The organism is Dactylosporangium sp. NPDC005555 (assembly GCF_040605635.1).
GTDB lineage: Bacteria > Actinomycetota > Actinomycetes > Mycobacteriales > Micromonosporaceae > Dactylosporangium.
Genome location: NZ_JBEXDG010000009.1, coordinates 133,214 through 150,689, shown reverse-complemented (window position 1 = coordinate 150,689; position 17,476 = coordinate 133,214). Strand labels below are relative to the sequence as shown.

The following is a 17,476-nucleotide window of genomic DNA, read 5'->3' as shown; positions in this document are numbered from 1 at the left end:
CACTCTTGTGGCGGATCGTCATTTTCCGCACTTGCCACCTCCGGCGTAGATCACAATGAAGTGATCAGCATCATAGAGTCACTCATCGATGCATGGGAAGAGCGCTCCGCGGACTCGGTGGTGCTACGAGCAAGCGGCCACGGCGGCCCGCTCCGCGCCGGACGGCGAGGTTGCCGATGCCGCGTTTCAGGCGCGACAGACCCTTCGGTCAGGTTGAGGCCCGGCGCGTAGGCAGGAAGCCCGATGACGTGGAGCCAGTCCCGGGCGGCGATGAGCGGAACGCCTCCGGTTCGGTCCGCAGCATCTCGTGCTCCACGTCCATGAGGTCGAGCAACGGCCGGGTGATCGCGCCCATCAGCTGGTGCTAGGGACTCGTCGGGCCGGCCTGGCTCGCCCCGCCAGGTCACCAGGAGCAGCAGCGGGATGCGCATCGGGTAGCACAGCGACGTCAGCGGGTCGACCGCGTTGCCGAGGCCCGAGTTCCGCATCATCACGACCGGGCGGCGGCCGGTGAGGTATGCACCGGCGGCGATCGCCACCGCCTCGCCCTTGTTGTTGGCCGTGCGGTACTGCTCGGGTGCGTTGCGTTCGCACCACGTGACCAGCGGCGCGAGGAACGAGCAGGGCACGCCGATGAACGGGCCGAAGCCGGCGTCGATCAGCTCCCCCCGTCACCGGCGCGGCCCCGATCGCGCGCTGGCCGGTCACTTCCCCGCCAGTTCGTCGACGGGCGACGCCACCTGCGCCTGCACCGACGCCGGCCGTTCGGCCCGGACGCAGGCGGCGTCGCGGGCCAGCAGCTCCCGCGTGCCCTGCAGCTCGAAGATGATGCTCAGCGGGGCGATGCGGTCCTCGATGCCGGTGGTGCCGTCCAGCCGCAGGATGTCCTGGAACACCTGCGACACGGCCTGTGTGCCGGCGCGCAGCCCGTGGTTGGCGTAGATGGCTGGCCGGTGCGACCGGCGAACATGTAGCCCGACCCCATCGGCCCCACCGTGCTCTCCTTCGCAGAGGTGAGCATCGCCAGGGTCACTGGGTCGAGCAGCAACGTGCGGGTGCCGTTGTGCGACGTCGGCGGCTTCTCGCGGATCCCGGTCGCCGGATCCTCGACCACCCGCTGCCGGCAGACCTTCAGACTCCCCCGAGCCACCTCCGGGTCACGCCACATCAGCCCGCACAACTCACCGCGACGCAACCCGTCGTCAGTGACAACGCAATGACCCAGGTCCGAGGGGTACCGCCGCTGCCGAGATACCCGACCACCTTCACTCTCAAGGACAACGGCGGACGGAAACCATGAATCGCCGCCACCTCAATGGCGACCGAACGAACGTTTCATCGGGCGCTACGACGATATGATTTGATTGATTGCTCTCAGTCTAGCCTGGTCGAGGCCATGCGATTGCTCTCGACACCACTGCCGTCCTTCCGGTGTCATCGATCCCCACGCGTCGCGGAGATACCGCTGGACCAGCCAGGGGCGTAGAACCGCTGGCATCTCCTCGGGATAGGGGATTCGATGACAGGCGTCGGCTATCACTTCGATCCGCCGCCTCGCAATGGCCTCATTCCGATCCGGCGTCACATCGAGGGCCAGTTCGCGGATGTCAGAATAGCCCGCCATCAGTATTCTACGGCACCAGTTCGCCCGTCTCGAGCAGCCTTGCCTCGCAGGCTTGTCAGGCACGATCGCGTTCGGAGCCCGAGTGGCTTCGACCACGGCGATCAGCCCTGAGTACGCCCGACGCCCTGCGTACTCGCTCACCGTTTCCGCTAACCAGCGCCGCCCGACTTCTCCCACCGCCGCCCACGCGATGGCCAGGGCCTCAACATTGTTACAACCAGCCTGGAGCGCCAGCCTGATGGCCAGGCAAGCCGATGCCACCTCGGCGATCAAAGGCCCCGCCCCGGAAAGCTCAGGAGCCACCCCAAAGGCCCGTGACTCGATTTCTCCCACACCATGCCGTGCCGCCGACCGCATGGTGACGAATCCCTGTACGGAACACCGCCACACAGCCACGGCGGCATCGGAGTGATCCATCTCACCCATTGTTGCGCCCAGTCATCTCAGCGAAGGAAAGGGAGTTAACGAAGTCTGAATTTGTACCATGCCGTATCCCACGATACTTTCCACTCTCAGCGAGCTCTTTTAGGGCGTAGAGCCGATGATTTCTGGTGTCAAGGTATGACATCCCGAAACACTTTATCCCTGAGGTCATCGACAGTTCCGTTCGCTGCCGGTCGCCTCCCAAGGATGTTCCGTTCGAACCAGTTGAACTTCGGGTAGTTGCAGTTGTGGACCAGGACCGGCGTGTTGCCGGCCTATTCGACGAGACGGTTCCGTAGGCGCAGACCTCATCGCGTGAGCTTCCTAGGCTGCTAGGTTATATGTTCGAAGGCGTTCTGTCGCTGACTGACCTGGGTTGTCAAACTCTTCGCAGCCAGTCGCCATGATCGACTGGTGGCCAAAGACCGAAGCTGGTTCGCGGCCCTGTTGCGCGTGGTCATGAATCTGGACTGCTCGATCGGCTCCCCTGATCACAGCTCACGTCAGCGTCAGGTCGCGGACAGCCGTCCGACGACTGGACGTCCTCGTCGTCGATGCGGACATGGGCGTTGTCCGCATACGGAGCGTTGTGCATCTTTCCAGCTCGCGGGGGCATTGTCGCGTCCGAGACGCGTCCGCTGCATCAATCTCATCGGTGGATCAGGGCTGAGCCGGTTCCGGTGTGCGCGACGTCCGCGCACACCTGCGGCGGTCAGGCGATGCGGCGTACGCGGCGGACCGCGAGCCAGAGGAGCAGCGCGGCCGCGGCCATGAAGATGCCGGTCTCGATCCACTGGAAGGTCCAGAACCGGCCCTCGGGCTGATACACCTGGTAGTTGTAGGCGCCGGGGCGCAGGCCCATCTCCCGGGCCGCGGCGCACAGGCCGCCGTCGCCCTCCGGCCGGCAGACCATCATGCCGCCGGTGACGCGGGTGCCGTCCGCCTGGCGCACCTCCGTCGACATCAGCCAGGTGCCGGCCATCAGGTCGACGTGGTCGTCGATCCTCAGGCTGCGGGTGAGCGGCGCCATGAAGCGCGGCCGGGCGTACATGCCGACGGCGAGCCGCGCGGTGATGTAGGCCGGCAGGGTGACCGCCATCGCGGACATGACCTTCGGCAGCAGGGTGCCGGCGTACAGGCCGAGGGCGACCGCGAACAGCGTGTAGCCGACCGGGACGACGCCCTGGACGTCGAAGAAGACCTCGGTGAAGCGGCTCTCGCGGAACTGTAGGGGCTCGTACCACCACGAGATGCCCCAGCCGTAGCCGGCGGCGACGACGGCGACCGCGCCGCCGAGGAGGCCGGCCTTGACCCAGGCCCAGTGCCGGCGGCTGATGCCCTGGGTCCAGATCATGCGGTGGGTGCCCTGCTCGATCTCGCGTGCGACGAGCGGCGCGCCCCAGAACAGCCCGAACAGCAGCGGCACCGCCAGCAGGAGGACCGCGACGTAGAGCAGCGGGCCGTAGGTGTCGTAGAACTCGTTGACGCCGCGGTCGCACAGCTCGCCGCCGGCGGCACAGCGCTGCACGACGAGCCGGTCGAGGTCGTGGCGCATCGCCAGGCCGGTCGGCACGATGAACGCGGCGAGCGCGGCCAGTCCGAGCAGCATGTAGAGGCCCTGCATGCGGTGCTGCCGCCAGGTCAGCCAGATCATGCCGCGACTCCCCATGCCTCGTGGGTGGCCTCCGTGACGCCGTCGGACAGGTAGGCCAGGATCAGGTCTTCCAGGGTCAGCTCGTGCACCGTCCACGACGGGTCGGTGACCCGGCCGGTGACGCGCACCAGCAGCGTCGACTGCCGGTCGGTGTGCCGGGCCCGCACGACGGCGGTGACGCCGCCGATCGGCTCGCCGTGGTGCCGCGGGCCGACCAGCCGCCGGTGCTCGCCGACGATGTCGTCGACGGCGCCGGACAGCTGCACGGCGCCGGAGCTGAGCACGACGAGGTGGTCGCAGGAGTGCTCGAGGTCCGCGAGGATATGCGAGGAGAGCAGCACGGTCGTGCCGGACTCGGCGACGCCGCCCATCAGCGTCCGTAGGAACTCGCGCCGCGCGACGGGGTCGAGGCTGGCGACCGGCTCGTCGAGCAGCAGCAGCCGGGGCCGCTTGGCGAGGGCCAGGGCCAGGGCGACCTGGGCGCGCTGGCCGCCGGACAGCTTCCCGGCCGGGATCCGGGGCGGGATGCCGGCCTGGGCGAGCCTGGTCCGGGCGAGCGTGGCGTCCCACCGCCGGTTGACCTTGCCGCCCATGGTGACGAGTTCGTCGGCGGTGAAGTCGCGGTAGAGCGGGGTGTCCTGGGCGACGAAGCCGATGTCGGCGAGGGCGGCGGTGTTCTCATACGGCGTGTTGCCGAAGACCCGCACCGCGCCGGCGTCGGGGCGCAGCAGGCCGACGGCCAGGTGCAGCAGCGTGGACTTGCCGGATCCGTTGGGCCCGACCAGCGCGGCAACCCGGCCGGCCGGCAGCCGCAGAGTGCAGTCCCGCAGCGCCCAGCGTGCCCCATACCGCTTGCCGAGCCCGTCGGCCTCCAGCACGTGCTCCATCTCGTGTCCTCTCATGCCAGCTCCTCCAGCAGGGCGTCGGCCTGCCGCGCGGCGCGGATCGTGGTGTCGACGAGCGCGCTGACGTCCTCGTCGCTCAGGCCCGCCGCCTGGGCCCGGCGCAGCCAGTCGAGCAGCTCGGCGCGCAGGTCGGCCTGGTTGGCGAGGGAGTCGCCGGCGAGGGTGCCGGTGACGAACGTGCCGACTCCCGGCCGCCCCTCGGCGAGCCCTTCGAGCTCCAGCTCCCGGTAGGCCTTCAGGACCGTGTTCGGGTTGATGGCCAGGGACTGCGCGACGTCGCGGACCTTCGGCAGCCGGTCGCCGGGCACCAGCAGCCCGACCCGCAGGGCCTGTTTGACCTGCTGGACGAGCTGCACGTAGGTGTTGACCTTCGACCGGCCGTCCAGCACGAACTCGATCACGCCGACCTGCCTCTCTATTGTCCTATGACAGTAAGACTATAGGACAACAGGGGCGCTGGCATAGGCTCGGGAAAATGGATCAACCGCTGGTGACCGTGTGCCGGGACTGCTGCTGCGGCTCGCCCCGCAAGCACCCGGACGTGGACCACGCCGGGCAGGTGGCCCGGCTACGGGCGGCGCTCGGGCAGGCGGAGGTGCGGGTCAGCGGGTGCCTCGACGCGTGCGAGCGGTCCAACATCGTCGTCGTGCACCCCACGCCCGCCGCCGGGCGGGCCGGCGCCCGGCCCGTCTGGCTCGGCTACCTGCTCGACGACGCCGTCATCGGCGACCTGACCGCATGGGTCGAGGCCGGCACGACCCTGACCCGCTCCCCCGCGCCGCCGACGTCGCGGCCGAGCACCACCGGGGTGTCCGCGGCCCGGTGCCGCCTGGGAGCAGCTCGACGACTTTGCCGACGTGGTGTGCGTAGGCCAGCAGTTCGATGAGCCACTCGCGGCGGATCCGTGGCTGCGGAGCGGATGGCCGGTCAGGAGGTGGCGCCGGCTTTGACCGCGGCGCCCGCAATGACCACCTCCAGGCAGTCGCGGAACAGGTCGTCCACGGTGCGGCCGGGGCGGAAGTAGTCGGCGATCGCGGCCACGACGGTCGGGTGCTGCTCGGTGAATGTGGCCATGTCGAAGTCTTTCAGCGCCTCCGTGTCCGGGCGGGGGGCCTGTTCTTCGAGAACGTGGCCGACCGTGAAGCGCTCGACGGTCAGGACGATCACGCGGGCCTGCCGCAACGGGATGCCGCGCGCCGCCAGGGTGCTCATGGCCAGTTCGGAGATCGCTGCCATCGTGCGGGAGAGCTGGGAGGCGGAGATGACCCGGGCGCCGTCCGGATGGGCGAGCAGCGCTCGGCGCAGCCGCTCGGCGAGGCCGCTCAACCAGTCCTGCCAGTGTTGGTCCGGCTCGGGCGGTGACATGTCGCCGAACTCCTGGTCGAGGATCGCGTCGGCGATCGCGGTGACCAGCGCCGCCTTGTTGGGCAGGTGCCAGTAGAGGGTCGGCGATTGCACACCGAGCCGCGCGGCGAGTTTGCGCGTCGTGACGCCGTCGAGACCCTCGGCGTCCAGCAGGGCGACGGCCTCGGCGACGATCCGCTGTCGGTCCAACGCCAATTCGGTACCTCCCACCGGCATTCTATCAGTGCTAGAGTCTCCCTATCACTGATAGAGAGGAAGAGGACGATGACCAACGGGCACTCGTTCCGCGGCCTGCTGCACCGGGCGACACACCGCATTCCCGGAGTCCCCGCGCATGCCGGGCGGCCGGCCGGACACCAGGGCGCGGCGGTCCATGGCCGCGGCGCCGCCCCTCAGCCTTCGCCGAACCGCAGGTGGCACCACTCGCCCGCCCGCCCTCCCCGGTTCATGCCGGCCTGGCAGCGCCGGGTCGCGGCGTTCTTCGGCCGGGACCTGTGATGAAGGCGGCGGTGCTGCACGAGATCGGTGGCGTCCCTCGCTACGAGGGACTTCCCGGATCCCGTGGCCGGCGACGATGAGGTGATCAACACCGCCGTACCGGACGAAGCGCTGACGCAGGCGTACCTCGACGCCAAAGGGGACGGCGACGCCAGGGTGGCGAGGCCGAGCCCGGCCGGTGCCGCGCGGTGGAACGTGAGCGAGGCGGCGAAGCCGTCGGTGCCGCGTACGCGATGACCACGCTGGATCGTCTCGCCCGTCCCGGCGGCCGGCAGGGCGCAGTGCCGAGGTGTCGCGGCAGGTGTCAGCCGCGACACGGTCTCGGCCGGCGGTCCACGCGGTTGCAAGGGCAGCCGTAGATGGCGCCGGGTCCCGAGCAGGTGCGCTCATGCGCTATGAAGGTCGGCATGGCAGAGGGATCTTCCGTCGGGCGTGCGGGCCGGGGCATGGCGGTGGCGACGTTGGCGTCGCGGGCCGCCGGCTTCGTGCGGCTGGTCGTACTGGCCTCCGCCCTGGGCCTGGGCAGCCGGCTGCTGGACAGCTACAACGTGGCGAACACGCTGCCCAACGCCGTCTACGAGCTCGTCGTCGGGGGCGCGATGGCCAGCGTGGTGGTGCCACTGCTGGCCCGCGCCGCGCTGACCGAGCCGGATGAGGGGGTTGTCTACGCCCAGCGGCTGCTGTCGTTGATGGTCTACGGCTTGGCGGCGGTCACCGTGGTGGCGATGGTCTCGGCTCCGTGGCTGGTCGAGATGTACACGCCTGGCTTCACCGGCGAGCAGCGTGACCTGGCGGTCGTGTTCAGCCGGTTCTTCCTGCCGCAGATCCTGTTCTACGGCGTCAGCGCCACCGCCGGCGCCGTGCTCAACATCCGGGGCCGGTTCGCCGCACCGATGTGGGCGCCGCTGGTCAACAGCCTGATCGTGATCGCCGTCGGCCTGGTCTACCTGATGATCGGCGGTGCCACCAGCATCGCGTCGCTGACGTCCACGCACCTGCTGCTGCTGGCGGTCGGCACCACCGCGGGAGTCTTCGCCCAGATGGCGTTGGTGGTGTGGGCACTGGCCCGCTCAGGCTTCGCGTTGCGGCCCCGGCTCGACCCACGAGGTATCGGCATCCGCCGAATCGGCCGGCTCGGCGGCTGGGTGCTCATGTCGGTCGCCGCCGCGCAGGTGCTGCTCACGGCCGCCACGCGGGCGGCGTCGATCAGCGGACCGGGCGGGATCAGCGCATACCAGAACGCGTTCGCGGTGTTCCAGATGCCGTTCGCGGTGATCGCCTTGTCGGTGATGACCGCCATGCTGCCCCGGCTCAGCCGCAACGCCGCCCGCCTTGACCACGCCCAGATCACCGAAGACCTTTCCCGCGCCGTCCGGCTCGCCCTCGTCGCCCTCGCACCGATCGCGGCGGCCATGCTCGTGCTCGGCCCGCAGATCGCCACGCTGCTGTTCGCCTACGGCCGCAGCTCCCCGCCGGCGATCGCCCTGCTGGGCGCGGTGGTGGCAGCCTTCGGGGTGGCCCTGGTCCCGTTCACCGGCTACATGATCCTGCAACGCGGTTTCTACGCCCTGCAGGACACCAGGACCCCCGCGCTGATCACTACCGGGGTGACCGTCGTGGGCGTGGCCGGCTGCCTCGCCGCGGCCTGGTTCCTGCCCCGCGCCGACATCGTCGTCGGGATTCCGCTGGCTTACGCGGCGGCCTACACCACAGGCCTCATCGCCGCCGCAGCAGTCCTGCGCCGCCGGCTGGGCCGCATCGACGGCCACCGGCTACTCCGCACCCACGCCCGGGTAGCAGTCGCGGCCGGGATCGCCGGTAGCTGCGGCGCGGTCACGGCCTACGCCCTCACCCCACTGATCGATTCCGACTACAGCGCGGCCCTCATCACGCTGACAGCAGCGGGCGTCGTCGGGACCGCGGTGTACGTCGCTGTCGCCCGGCTGGTGAAGCTGACCGAGCTGCGACAACTCGTGACCACCGCCACCGCCGGTCTCCGATCCGTCTGACGGTCCCGCCGCCGGTTGGCCCCGGAGGTGGACGACACGCGTCGCCGCACTGTCCTGTCCGGCCTCATGCCAACGAGCATAGACAGCCGTCGCCCCCGCGATCGGGCCATGTGTGCCATCCTCCTCCTGTCGAGATCCACAACCACGGGGAGCCTGCCTCGAGGCCGCGCAGCAGTACTGCCCGAAGATCCGCTGACCCTTCCGCCACCGCGGTGTACATCACTGTCGCCCGGCTGGTGAAGCTGACCGAGCCGCGACAACTCGTGACCACACCGGAAGAAGTTCGCGCTCGACGGTCCGTCCATCAGCTGATCGCCGAGGTCGGCCGGCGCTCCGCCGGACCGCTCCAACGGCGGGTGCGCGACTACGCGACGACTATCCCGTGCCACCGGGAACCTCAGCTGTCGCCGCCACCGCGATCACCTGGGCGCTCGCCCAGCTCGGCACCCCGCACGCGTTCGGCGGCCGCAGATTTCAGCGGCCACTGATCTTCATAAGCCGAGTGCGACCGGGGCGGAGGGCGTCCCGAAGGTAAGCAAGTCGGCCAGCGGTCTGGCAAGGTCACGGGGCGAAAACAAGTCAGGTCCGGTGTAATCGACGATCTCAGAGAGCTGCCACCATCGAAAGCCGGCGAGGTGCTCATCAGCGGCGAGTTGGTCGTCGGTGAACTCGCCTCGAGGCTCGAAGTGGGTGGCGCGGACGAGGAAGTAGTCGTTGACGATGCCGTCGAAACGGGGCGCATGATCTGCGGCAACGACTACTTGATGCCAGACGTGCGGCGGATCGATGACGGCGACCAAGCCGGTTTCCTCTCGCAGCTCACGGCGCAGCGCGGACAGCCTGTCCTCACCTGGTTCTATGCCGCCACCTGGAGCAGCCCAGACGGCCTGTGCTCCGTTCGGGACCGCCGGGTGGGGGAAGACGAATCGGCATAGCAGGACGCGGTCATCCTCGTCGAGGATGACCGCGCGGGCGGAGGCTCGAAGGTTCAGCGACATGGCAGACTCCTGATCCTGTGCGCGTGGTACCGCAATGATCGATGTTCAGCCCGAACGAGAAGTACGTCGCCTGCGCCGGCCGGGAGGAGGTCGTGCGTCGGTTGCGGAAGGTGTTCGCAAGTCCGGTGGATCCGGCCGCGCAGGACTTCGACCAGACCGTGAACAACGAACGTCCGGCACGCCGACGACGCGATGAACCATCACGTCACATGCACGCTATAACCACCTGGTGAGCAGGAAACCGATCCTCGTCGTCGTCAGCGGCCCACCCGGCACCGGCAAGACCACCCTCGCCCATCTACTCGCCCGCAAGATCGGCTGCCCAGCGATCTGCCGGGACGAGATCAAAGAGGGCATGGTCCACGCCACCGACAACTTCACCGCCGCGCTCGGCGACGAACTCAACCTGCGCACGTTACCGACGTTCTTCCAGGTACTGGAACTCCTCCTGCGCGCGGGCGTCACCACAGTCGCCGAAGCAGCATTCCAAGACCGGCTCTGGCGCCCACACCTGCAACCCATGCGCGGACTCGCCGACATCCGAATCGTGCACTGCCAGGTCACCGCCGAGACCGCCAGGACCCGCATCCACTACAGACAGAGCGACAACCCCACCAGACGCGCACACGCCGACACGCACCTCATCAGCCAGCAAGCACACGCAGCTGGACACGACAGCTTCCACCGCGTCGAACTCGACGTCCCCGAGATCGACGTCGACACCAGCGACAACTACCGTCCCACCCTCGACGACATCGTTGCCTTCCTCCACACCGGGCGATGACCCGCCCTCCGGTTCACCAGGCGAAGCGCTCGCGGTGCAGGCGCGGGGCGGGGACGCCGACGCGGCGGGCGGCGCGCAGGACGGCGTCGGTCCACGGGTCGGGGCCGCAGACGAAGACGTCGTGGTCCGCCAGGTCCGGGGCCAGGGAGCGCAGCGCTGCGATGTCGTCGTAGTCGGCGTACACCACTGGCAGCCAAGAGCCGGGAGCCGCGCGCGGGCCGACGAGCGGGACCAGGCGGACGCCGCGTTCCCGGGCCAGCCACTCCAGTTCGGGCAGGAACGCCACGTCCTGCGGGTGGCGGGTGCGGTACACCAGGGTCGCCTTGCCGTGGCCGTACGGCAGGTCCCACAACAGCGCCAGCAACGGGGTGACGCCGACACCGCAGCCGAACATGGTGACCGAGCCGCCGCGGTAGGTGTCGGCGGTCATCCGGCCATACGGACCCTCGATGACCACCTTCGTGCCCGGGCGCAGGGCGGCGACCCGGGCCGTGGCCTCGCCGACCGTCTTCACGGTGATGCGGAGGCGATCGGCGCGGGGCGGGCCGGAGAGGGAGTACGGGTTGCCGCGCCAGCCGCCCTCGCCGTCCAGGAAGCGCCAGACGAAGAACTGGCCCGCGCGGGCCGGGAGGCGGTCCAGGCGGCTGCCGCGCAGGTAGACCGAGACCAGGCCGGGGGCCTCCTGGACGACCCGGTCGACGCGCAGGCGGTGGCGCAGGGTGCGCCAGACCGGCATGCCGAGGCGGAAGAGGACGGTGGAGCCGGCGGCGGCGCCGTACATGGTCCACCAGAACGCCGCCGCAAACGGGGTGCCGAAGTCGCTGCCCAGCCACCGTTCGTGCGGAATCGCGAGGGCGATGCCGGCATACGCGTACAGGTGCAGCAGGTGCCACGTGGCATAGCGCAGCCGCCGGCGGATCGGGCGCAGCGACGTCGCCGTCACCAGCACGACGGCGAGCAGGCCCAGGGTCGCGGGGAGCATGCCGCGGTACACGGTCAGGAACGCCCACATCTGCCGCGCCGGGTCGGTGCCGGCGCGCTCGGCGTACGCCACCAGGGCCAGCGCTACGTGGGTGAGCAGCAGCGCGAATGAGGCGGTACCCGTCCAGCGATGCCAGCGGCCGAGGGAGTCCTGGCCGAAGGCGCGTTCGAGCCACGGGATCCGGGCCATGCCGAGCACCTGCAGCAGCAGCAGGTCGGTGGACCACAACGCGGCGAGGCGGCCTGCGGCGGCCAGGCCGGGGGCGGACGTGGGCAGGCCGAGGGCCCACAGCACGGTGGCGACGGCCAGGCTGGACGCCGCGAAGAACTTCGCCGCGGTACGCACAAGGAAACCCCAATGGAACCTCGATGGAACGGGGAACGGCCCCGCCACCGGGGGCGGGGCCGTTCGGAGGGACGGGATCAGCCGCCGGTGAAGGACGGGGTGATGCCGCACTTCGCCTTCGCGTCGAGGCAGACCTTGACCAGGGGGCCGAGGTTCTCCGGCTTCCAGGCGTTGATGAAGTCGCCGTGCATCGACGAGGCCATCCCTGACGACAGCGCGAGGCCGTTGCCGCCGAGGGACTCGTAGTTGACCATGAAGGACAGGTTCGGGATGGCGACCGGGTAGTCGCCCTGGCACTTGCCGTTCTTCGCGCCGCCCATGTGCGACTTGTGGTCGGGTGAGTCGATGTGCTTGCCGTCCCAGCAGTCCTGGAAGGTCAGTTGGAAGATGAGGTTGCCGCCGGGGGCGCAGACCGGCCAGTTGCCGTCGGCGCTGCGGCCGACCTCGGCGCTGCCGGCGCACCAGAACTGGCCCGGGGCGCCCTTCTGCGTGGCGACCTGGCGCTTGGCGTCGCCGTGGACCATGACGAGGCCGGGCGGGAACGGCACCGTCGCCGACGGGTCGGGAAGGCGCGATCCGTAGTACACCCGGAAACTCTTCATCTTGACCGGCTGCCCGTCCTTGAGCAGCTGGGGCACCCAGTAGGCGCTGTTGTCGCCCGGGGCGTTGCAGGTGGTCTTCCGACTGAAGAGGTCAGCGGCCTTGGTACCGGCGTCGACGGTCGGTCCGAAGAACGTGTGCATGTGGGATGCGCCGGGCAGGCCGGGCAGGACGATCGGGTCGTCCTTGGCCTCGTTGGACACCGAACAGTCGGTGTGGAACTCGGCGACCCGGGTGGTGCCCGCGGGCACCGGCAGCTGCTTGAGCTGGTTGAACGCGGCCAGCTCCGCCTGCCACTTGGCTTGGTCGACGTCGACCCAGCCACCGGCCGGGGCGGAGGCGGTGGGCGAGGTGCCGCCGGTCGGGGCGGCGCTGCTCGGTGCGGGCGGCGCGACCGTGGCGGTCGCCGGCGGGCGCGTGTCGGAGTTGAGCGTGAACCAGTTGACGTTCACGAAGTCGCTCTTCTGGTCGCTCTTCATCACGGCGACCAGGGTCTGCGGGCCGGACGGGACGCGCGCCGCGGTGGCGTTGACGGTCGTCCATTTCTGCCAGCCGCCGGTGTACGCGACCGGGAACGTCGCGACGAGCGCGCCCGCCGGCGAGCCGAGGTGCAGCTCGATCGAGCCGCCGGCCCGGTTGTTCGCCGCGATCCGGGCGCTCACTTGAGCGCCGATGGTCACGTTGTCGTACTGCATCCAGTCGCCGGTGGCGAGCCACCCGACGTTCTTGCCGCCGCCGCTGTCGGCCGTGTTCTCGGTCCGCGCCCCGTTCTGAGCCGACCAGTTCTCCGCCTCGATCCGGCCGGGCGCGGCCTCGTCGGCGTTCGCGGTCGCCAGGTAGGCCCCGCTCACGCCGACCGCCGAGACGACCGTCGCGACGAGGATGATGTTTCGGGCCCGGCGTCTACCGCGCGGGTTCTGGGAAGAGTTGCGCATACGTCTGTCTCCGCCGTCCTGGGCTGACGTCGTGGAATCCGTGCGGTCAGCAAGTTACGGCAGCTCAAGGCCTTAATTCAAGACGCAAAGGAACATTTAGAAAAGCACTCTTCCGGCGCCGCAGGCCGGGTCACGGACGCCATCCGATTACGTTTTTCCGGCTTAAGTTTGGCTTAAAAACGTAACGGATTCAGACGATGACCTTCCGCAGGATTCCGGGCACCGGGCCAGCGCCGCGAGCAGCACCGCAACTTCGGCGCCAACATTCAAGCAATCATGCGACCGGACGGCCTGCCGGTCCGGACGTCCGGCGCACTCCCCGGGCGTCTGCACGACATCAGAGTCCCCCGACCGACCGGCGTCGGCCGCGGCTCAGAGTCCGCGACTGCCGTCGATGGCCTCGCGGATGATGTCGGCGTGGCCGGCGTGTCGCGCCGTCTCCTGGATCAGGTGCATTGCCACCCAACGCAGGTTCTCGTCAACCAGGTCCGACCGTGCGCATCGCGTGTCGAGGTCGACGCCGGCGACGATCTCCCGGGAGGCCGCGATCTGCACCAGGTAGTACGCCACGACACTCTCCACCGTGTCGTCACCGCTGAGCGCGAAGGTGGCGTCCCGGCCCTCGTCCGCCACCGCTGGCCACTCGTCCGGAAAGCTCCGCCCCGCGAAGATGATCTGAAACCATCTACGCTCCCAGACGGCCGAGTGCTTCAGCAGACTCAGCAATGACAGAGAACTCACGGTCGCAGCCGTGCGCGCATCCTTGTCGGCCAAGCCGTCGACCTTACGGATCAACGCATCCCGCGCCTGGTCGAGAAAGCCGCACAGAGCATCTCGCTCGGTCGCGGTCGAGAACGCGTCGGTCGCCACGTCGCACACAGTATCGACAGCGGACACGGCTCGCCGACCCCGAAGCGAACGGCTCGGCCCGGGCCCGGAGCCGGCTCGGGCGCAGCGGCGCGTTCAGCCAGGTCCGGAAGCTGGCCGCGGGCGGCGTCTGGCTGCCGGCCACCGAGGACTACCGGGAGTTCGACGAGGCTGCCCTGACCCGGGCGTTCGAGGCGGTGGCGCCCGCGGTGCGGCCCGGCCTGCCCCGTGACCTGGACCAGTATCTGCACCCGGGTGAGAATCCGTATCGGGTGGTGCTGCGTGACGCGGCGGAGCTCGGCGCACAGGAACGCTGATTGGAGAGACCATGGGCACGACGTACGAGACGATTCTGGTCGCGGCGCCGCTCGATGCCGTCGAGGCGGCGATCCGGCCGGACGGCCGGGACGCGACCGTCCGGCAGATCGCCGGGGAGCGGATCCTGGTGGACACCGAGGACCGGCCGCGGGGTCTGGCGATGGACATCACCGAGCGGACCGGACGGCCGGCGTTCACGACGTTCGTGTCGACTCGCACGTAGTCGAGTGCCGGATGTATGCCGGTGGGGCGCGGGTGCACCGCTACGTCTCAGACATCGGCATGCTGGTCGAGATGTTCGAGGACGAGGACGGAGTGTTCCGGTCCGTGCTCGACGGGAGGGTGCTCGCCGACGGGGAGTCGCCGAGCGGGCCGATCGGTGCGGATCCCGCGTGGTTCATGCCGTTCGCGATCGGGGAGGTCGATCCGGAACGCGTGCGGGCGGCGCTGCTCGCGCGCAAGGAGTACGTCTCCGCCGAGGAGCACCATGACGCGATCCTGAACAGTCTCGGGCTGCCGTCGTACAGCTGATGCACCGGACTCCTCCGGCGGTTTTTCGTGGCAGCGGCTCGCCGCGCCGGAGGTCCCCGAGGCGTGGCGACAGCGGGTCGGTGACTTCGACGTGCAGGGATGTCCTTGACCGCTGCTACCCGGTCAGCGTCGATCGCTGAGAGTCGCATCCCAGGGCAATTCCGGTGCGTCGGTGAACTGCGAGTCCTAGAGTTGCATGGCGTGGAACTTTCCCATCTCGGCGCGCCGACCGGGCCCATGATCCGCGTCCACGGCGGGTTCGCCAACCGGATGCACCGGCTCGACACCGACCAGGGGTCGTTCGCGGTGAAGGAGCTGAACCTCGTCGACCGCCGCTCGACGTACCACGTCGAGGACGTGTTCAGGTTCGAGCGGGCGGCCTTCGCCGCCGGCATCCCGATGCCAGAGCCGATCTCGGCCGGCCACCGCACGCTCGTCCACCGGTGGGTCGAGGGAGAGAAGATGTCCGAAGCACCGGTGTCGGAGGCGTACGCGTTCGAGATCGGTGAGCTCCTCGCGCGCATCCACGCGCTCGACGTCGAGTGGACGCACGTGTCGATCGAGGACCCGGCGCCACGGGACTGGCCCGAGCTCGCCGAGCGGGCGGCGGCGACCGGACAGCCGTGGGCCGACGAACTCGCCTCCAACGCCGAGACGTTCCTCGCGATCGCCCACTTCGTCGACACCTGCGAACGGCCGGGCCCCGTCGTGCTGACCCACAGGGACATCCAACCGTGGAACCTGCTCGCTCGGGACGGTCGGCCGGTGGTGCTCGACTGGGAGCTCTCGGGGATGCTCGACCTGTCCGGTGAGCTCGGCTCGACGGCGCTGAGCCTCGCGAAGGGGCCCGGTTTCGACGACATCGAGCCCACCATCTTCCGCTCGGTCCTCGACGGGTACGCCGCAGAGGGCGGAACGCTGCCGCCGCCGGGTCCGAGCTGGTTCGTGTTCATGATCGGCGGCTGGCTGGGGTTCACCAGGTGGAACGTCGTCCGCTGCCTCGCCGGTGCCGAGGCGAACACCGGCCCTGACCTCGCGCTGTCGCACGAGTCCGTGCGCAACGGCGTGCGCGGCCTCCCCGACATGTTCGGCCGACTTCCGCAGTTCGAAGCGCTGCTCGCGTGACCATTGGTCCTGACCCAGCCGGTCTGCTACCCGGATTCGGCCATCGGTCGGCCGCAGCCCGACCATCCGGCGGTCCGTGGTTGCGAGTACCCGGTGCCGCTACGCGAGTACATGGGCATGATCGTCGTGGACGGGCGAGAGGTTCTGTGGGACGCCATGGAACGCGAGTTCGTTGAAATGCCTCAGGACTTCAAGCAGACAGATGAGGTCAGCAACCCCGGGTCACCCGGAATGCTTCGACCCGGCCCGGCGTAGGTCGCGGGCCAGATGGGAGCGGCGCAGGCCGACCGACCGTAGCCGGCGCAGGTCGGCCGAAGTGTCGTGCATGAGCTGCACGTGGAAGTAGTTGACGTGCTCCAGGACGGCGAAGGCTGCGAACCCGAGCCCCGGCCACGTCCCCCGGCCCGGATCGGCGATCACGGCGTGGCCGGTGACCGCGAGCCCGGCCGCCAGCACGAGCGGGTTGGCGACCCGCGCCGCGCGGAACACCCGCCAGGCGGGCAGGTCCCGAACGGGACCGCGGAGCTGGCGCAGCTTCGCCATCCAGTAGCCGGCGCCCTCCACGAGCAGCAGCGCGAACAAGGCGAACCCGGCCAGATTCGCCGCCGTGGCCGGCAGGCCGATCAGGCCGAACCACACACCCGCTTGCAGCGGGACGTTGACGAGCTCCAACGTCGCCAATGACCGCAGTCGCCGGGTCACCGGCGGCGGGATCGGCACAGCGCGGTCCGGCATGCCAGCCATCATGAAGCACAACGGGCACGCGCTGGTCGCTGGCATGGTGGATGTGGTTGTACCCGCGACGCGATGAGGACCGGCATCCCGTACAGCGCCCCTCGACCGCCCGACCCCTCGAGCACATTCGCGCGCGAACCGCGTCGCGCAGGATGTTCAGGTGTCCGCACGTCTGTTACGCGGCGCCAGTTGCTGCCCGCGACAGAGGGTGACCTGTGCCCACGCCTTCGTGGCCTGACACGGCCGATGTGCGGATGCGCGACGATTGGGCAATGCGAGGCGTGCCGGCTGAAGATCTGCGTCCGTTGTTCACCGAGCGAAGCGCGGCCAAGGTTCATCCCGCGCTGGCGCTGCACCTGACCGGTCACGTACCCCGCCTTACCTTGGACGCGGACACGGTTGGGCTGCTGCGCGACGGGCTCGGCTTCTTCGACATGGAGATCCGATGGCTGGCGCATCTCAACGACGCGGATGTGCTGAGACTGTGGCGGTCATGGACCGGCCACCAGGTCTACGAGGCGCAGGTCAGTGTCGATACCTCTGGTGCGTCTGCCGTCTTCACCGGCCTCGAGGTGGAGCAGCACCCTGATCGCTACAGCGGGCGCCTGGGCGAGGAGCCCGCGCTGTTCGAGCGCATCCTGATCTCGACGGTCAACCACCTCAGGCGATTTCGAGCGGGTCACACGCCGTACGGACCGTCACTGTCAGCAGGACCGCCACCGGATCCATGGCCCGACAAGCCGCTTGCGTCAAGCTGAGTGAGCGCCTGGATCAGGTG

General features: G+C 69.4%; 21 protein-coding genes. 9 read left to right on the top strand and 12 right to left on the bottom strand.

Going from position 1 to position 17,476, the window contains the following annotated elements:
- Positions 1-50: 50 nt before the first annotated feature.
- The 6 genes from ABZS58_RS13130 to ABZS58_RS13105 form a co-directional block, all read right to left on the bottom strand.
- Positions 51-629, bottom strand: coding sequence for a hypothetical protein (locus ABZS58_RS13130; protein WP_354780830.1), 579 nt, complete (start codon positions 627-629; stop codon positions 51-53).
- Positions 630-704: 75 nt separating this feature from the next.
- A complete protein-coding gene (locus ABZS58_RS13125; protein ID WP_354780828.1) occupies positions 705-896 on the bottom strand; it encodes a hypothetical protein in 192 nt (63 codons plus the stop codon).
- A gap of 449 nt (positions 897-1,345) precedes the next feature.
- Complete coding sequence (locus ABZS58_RS13120) at positions 1,346-2,041, bottom strand: hypothetical protein (protein ID WP_354780826.1); 696 nt, start codon at positions 2,039-2,041, stop codon at positions 1,346-1,348.
- A 718-nt stretch (positions 2,042-2,759) separates the two neighbouring features.
- The gene (locus tag ABZS58_RS13115; protein WP_354780824.1) at positions 2,760-3,701 is read right to left on the bottom strand and encodes a transporter; all 942 of its coding nucleotides are present in this window, start codon (positions 3,699-3,701) and stop codon (positions 2,760-2,762) included.
- A complete protein-coding gene (locus ABZS58_RS13110) occupies positions 3,698-4,588 on the bottom strand; it encodes an ABC transporter ATP-binding protein (protein ID WP_354781023.1) in 891 nt (296 codons plus the stop codon). Before ABZS58_RS13110 ends, ABZS58_RS13115 begins: the two co-directional genes overlap by 4 nt.
- A gap of 11 nt (positions 4,589-4,599) precedes the next feature.
- Positions 4,600-5,007, bottom strand: coding sequence for a GntR family transcriptional regulator (locus ABZS58_RS13105; RefSeq protein WP_259865777.1), 408 nt, complete (start codon positions 5,005-5,007; stop codon positions 4,600-4,602).
- A gap of 89 nt (positions 5,008-5,096) precedes the next feature.
- Here ABZS58_RS13105 and ABZS58_RS13100 point away from each other — a divergent pair, with 89 nt between their 5' ends.
- A complete protein-coding gene (locus ABZS58_RS13100) occupies positions 5,097-5,492 on the top strand; it encodes a hypothetical protein (protein ID WP_354781021.1) in 396 nt (131 codons plus the stop codon).
- 41 nt (positions 5,493-5,533) lie between these two features.
- On the opposite strand, the gene ABZS58_RS13095 is transcribed toward ABZS58_RS13100, so the two are convergent.
- Positions 5,534-6,160 (bottom strand): TetR/AcrR family transcriptional regulator C-terminal domain-containing protein, encoded by a 627-nt coding sequence (locus tag ABZS58_RS13095; protein ID WP_354780822.1) that lies wholly within the window; start codon positions 6,158-6,160, stop codon positions 5,534-5,536.
- Positions 6,161-6,235: 75 nt separating this feature from the next.
- Between ABZS58_RS13095 and ABZS58_RS13090 the strand changes: the two genes are divergently transcribed.
- The 3 genes from ABZS58_RS13090 (at position 6,236) to murJ (ending at position 8,478) form a co-directional block, all read left to right on the top strand.
- A complete protein-coding gene (locus ABZS58_RS13090; RefSeq protein WP_354780820.1) occupies positions 6,236-6,469 on the top strand; it encodes a hypothetical protein in 234 nt (77 codons plus the stop codon).
- A 63-nt stretch (positions 6,470-6,532) separates the two neighbouring features.
- Complete coding sequence (locus ABZS58_RS13085) at positions 6,533-6,706, top strand: hypothetical protein (protein ID WP_354780818.1); 174 nt, start codon at positions 6,533-6,535, stop codon at positions 6,704-6,706.
- Between the two features lie 209 nt (positions 6,707-6,915).
- Positions 6,916-8,478, top strand: coding sequence for a murein biosynthesis integral membrane protein MurJ (murJ, locus tag ABZS58_RS13080; protein WP_354781019.1), 1,563 nt, complete (start codon positions 6,916-6,918; stop codon positions 8,476-8,478).
- A gap of 491 nt (positions 8,479-8,969) precedes the next feature.
- On the opposite strand, the gene ABZS58_RS13075 is transcribed toward murJ, so the two are convergent.
- Positions 8,970-9,476 carry an NUDIX domain-containing protein gene (locus tag ABZS58_RS13075; protein ID WP_354780816.1) on the bottom strand — a complete coding sequence of 169 codons (507 nt, stop codon included), beginning with the start codon at positions 9,474-9,476 and terminating at the stop codon, positions 8,970-8,972.
- 229 nt (positions 9,477-9,705) lie between these two features.
- Here ABZS58_RS13075 and ABZS58_RS13070 point away from each other — a divergent pair, with 229 nt between their 5' ends.
- Positions 9,706-10,260: an AAA family ATPase gene (locus ABZS58_RS13070; protein WP_354780814.1), complete on the top strand. Its 555-nt coding sequence runs from the start codon at positions 9,706-9,708 to the stop codon at positions 10,258-10,260.
- A gap of 13 nt (positions 10,261-10,273) precedes the next feature.
- On the opposite strand, the gene ABZS58_RS13065 is transcribed toward ABZS58_RS13070, so the two are convergent.
- The 3 genes from ABZS58_RS13065 to ABZS58_RS13055 form a co-directional block, all read right to left on the bottom strand.
- Positions 10,274-11,587 (bottom strand): ferredoxin reductase family protein, encoded by a 1,314-nt coding sequence (locus tag ABZS58_RS13065; RefSeq protein ID WP_354780812.1) that lies wholly within the window; start codon positions 11,585-11,587, stop codon positions 10,274-10,276.
- Positions 11,588-11,664: 77 nt separating this feature from the next.
- Positions 11,665-13,122 (bottom strand): DUF1996 domain-containing protein, encoded by a 1,458-nt coding sequence (locus ABZS58_RS13060; protein WP_354780810.1) that lies wholly within the window; start codon positions 13,120-13,122, stop codon positions 11,665-11,667.
- Positions 13,123-13,494: 372 nt separating this feature from the next.
- A complete protein-coding gene (locus ABZS58_RS13055; RefSeq protein WP_354780808.1) occupies positions 13,495-13,992 on the bottom strand; it encodes a DinB family protein in 498 nt (165 codons plus the stop codon).
- 325 nt (positions 13,993-14,317) lie between these two features.
- Between ABZS58_RS13055 and ABZS58_RS13050 the strand changes: the two genes are divergently transcribed.
- From ABZS58_RS13050 to ABZS58_RS13040, 3 genes are all read left to right on the top strand, one after another.
- Positions 14,318-14,530, top strand: coding sequence for a hypothetical protein (locus ABZS58_RS13050; RefSeq protein ID WP_354780806.1), 213 nt, complete (start codon positions 14,318-14,320; stop codon positions 14,528-14,530).
- Positions 14,531-14,541: 11 nt separating this feature from the next.
- A complete protein-coding gene (locus ABZS58_RS13045) occupies positions 14,542-14,838 on the top strand; it encodes a hypothetical protein (RefSeq protein WP_354780804.1) in 297 nt (98 codons plus the stop codon).
- A 201-nt stretch (positions 14,839-15,039) separates the two neighbouring features.
- Positions 15,040-15,963 carry a phosphotransferase gene (locus ABZS58_RS13040; protein ID WP_354780802.1) on the top strand — a complete coding sequence of 308 codons (924 nt, stop codon included), beginning with the start codon at positions 15,040-15,042 and terminating at the stop codon, positions 15,961-15,963.
- A 222-nt stretch (positions 15,964-16,185) separates the two neighbouring features.
- On the opposite strand, the gene ABZS58_RS13035 is transcribed toward ABZS58_RS13040, so the two are convergent.
- Positions 16,186-16,698 (bottom strand): hypothetical protein, encoded by a 513-nt coding sequence (locus tag ABZS58_RS13035; protein WP_354780800.1) that lies wholly within the window; start codon positions 16,696-16,698, stop codon positions 16,186-16,188.
- A gap of 254 nt (positions 16,699-16,952) precedes the next feature.
- On the opposite strand from ABZS58_RS13035, the gene ABZS58_RS13030 reads away from it, so the two are divergent.
- The gene (locus tag ABZS58_RS13030; RefSeq protein WP_354780798.1) at positions 16,953-17,456 is read left to right on the top strand and encodes a hypothetical protein; all 504 of its coding nucleotides are present in this window, start codon (positions 16,953-16,955) and stop codon (positions 17,454-17,456) included.
- Positions 17,457-17,476: the final 20 nt, after the last annotated feature.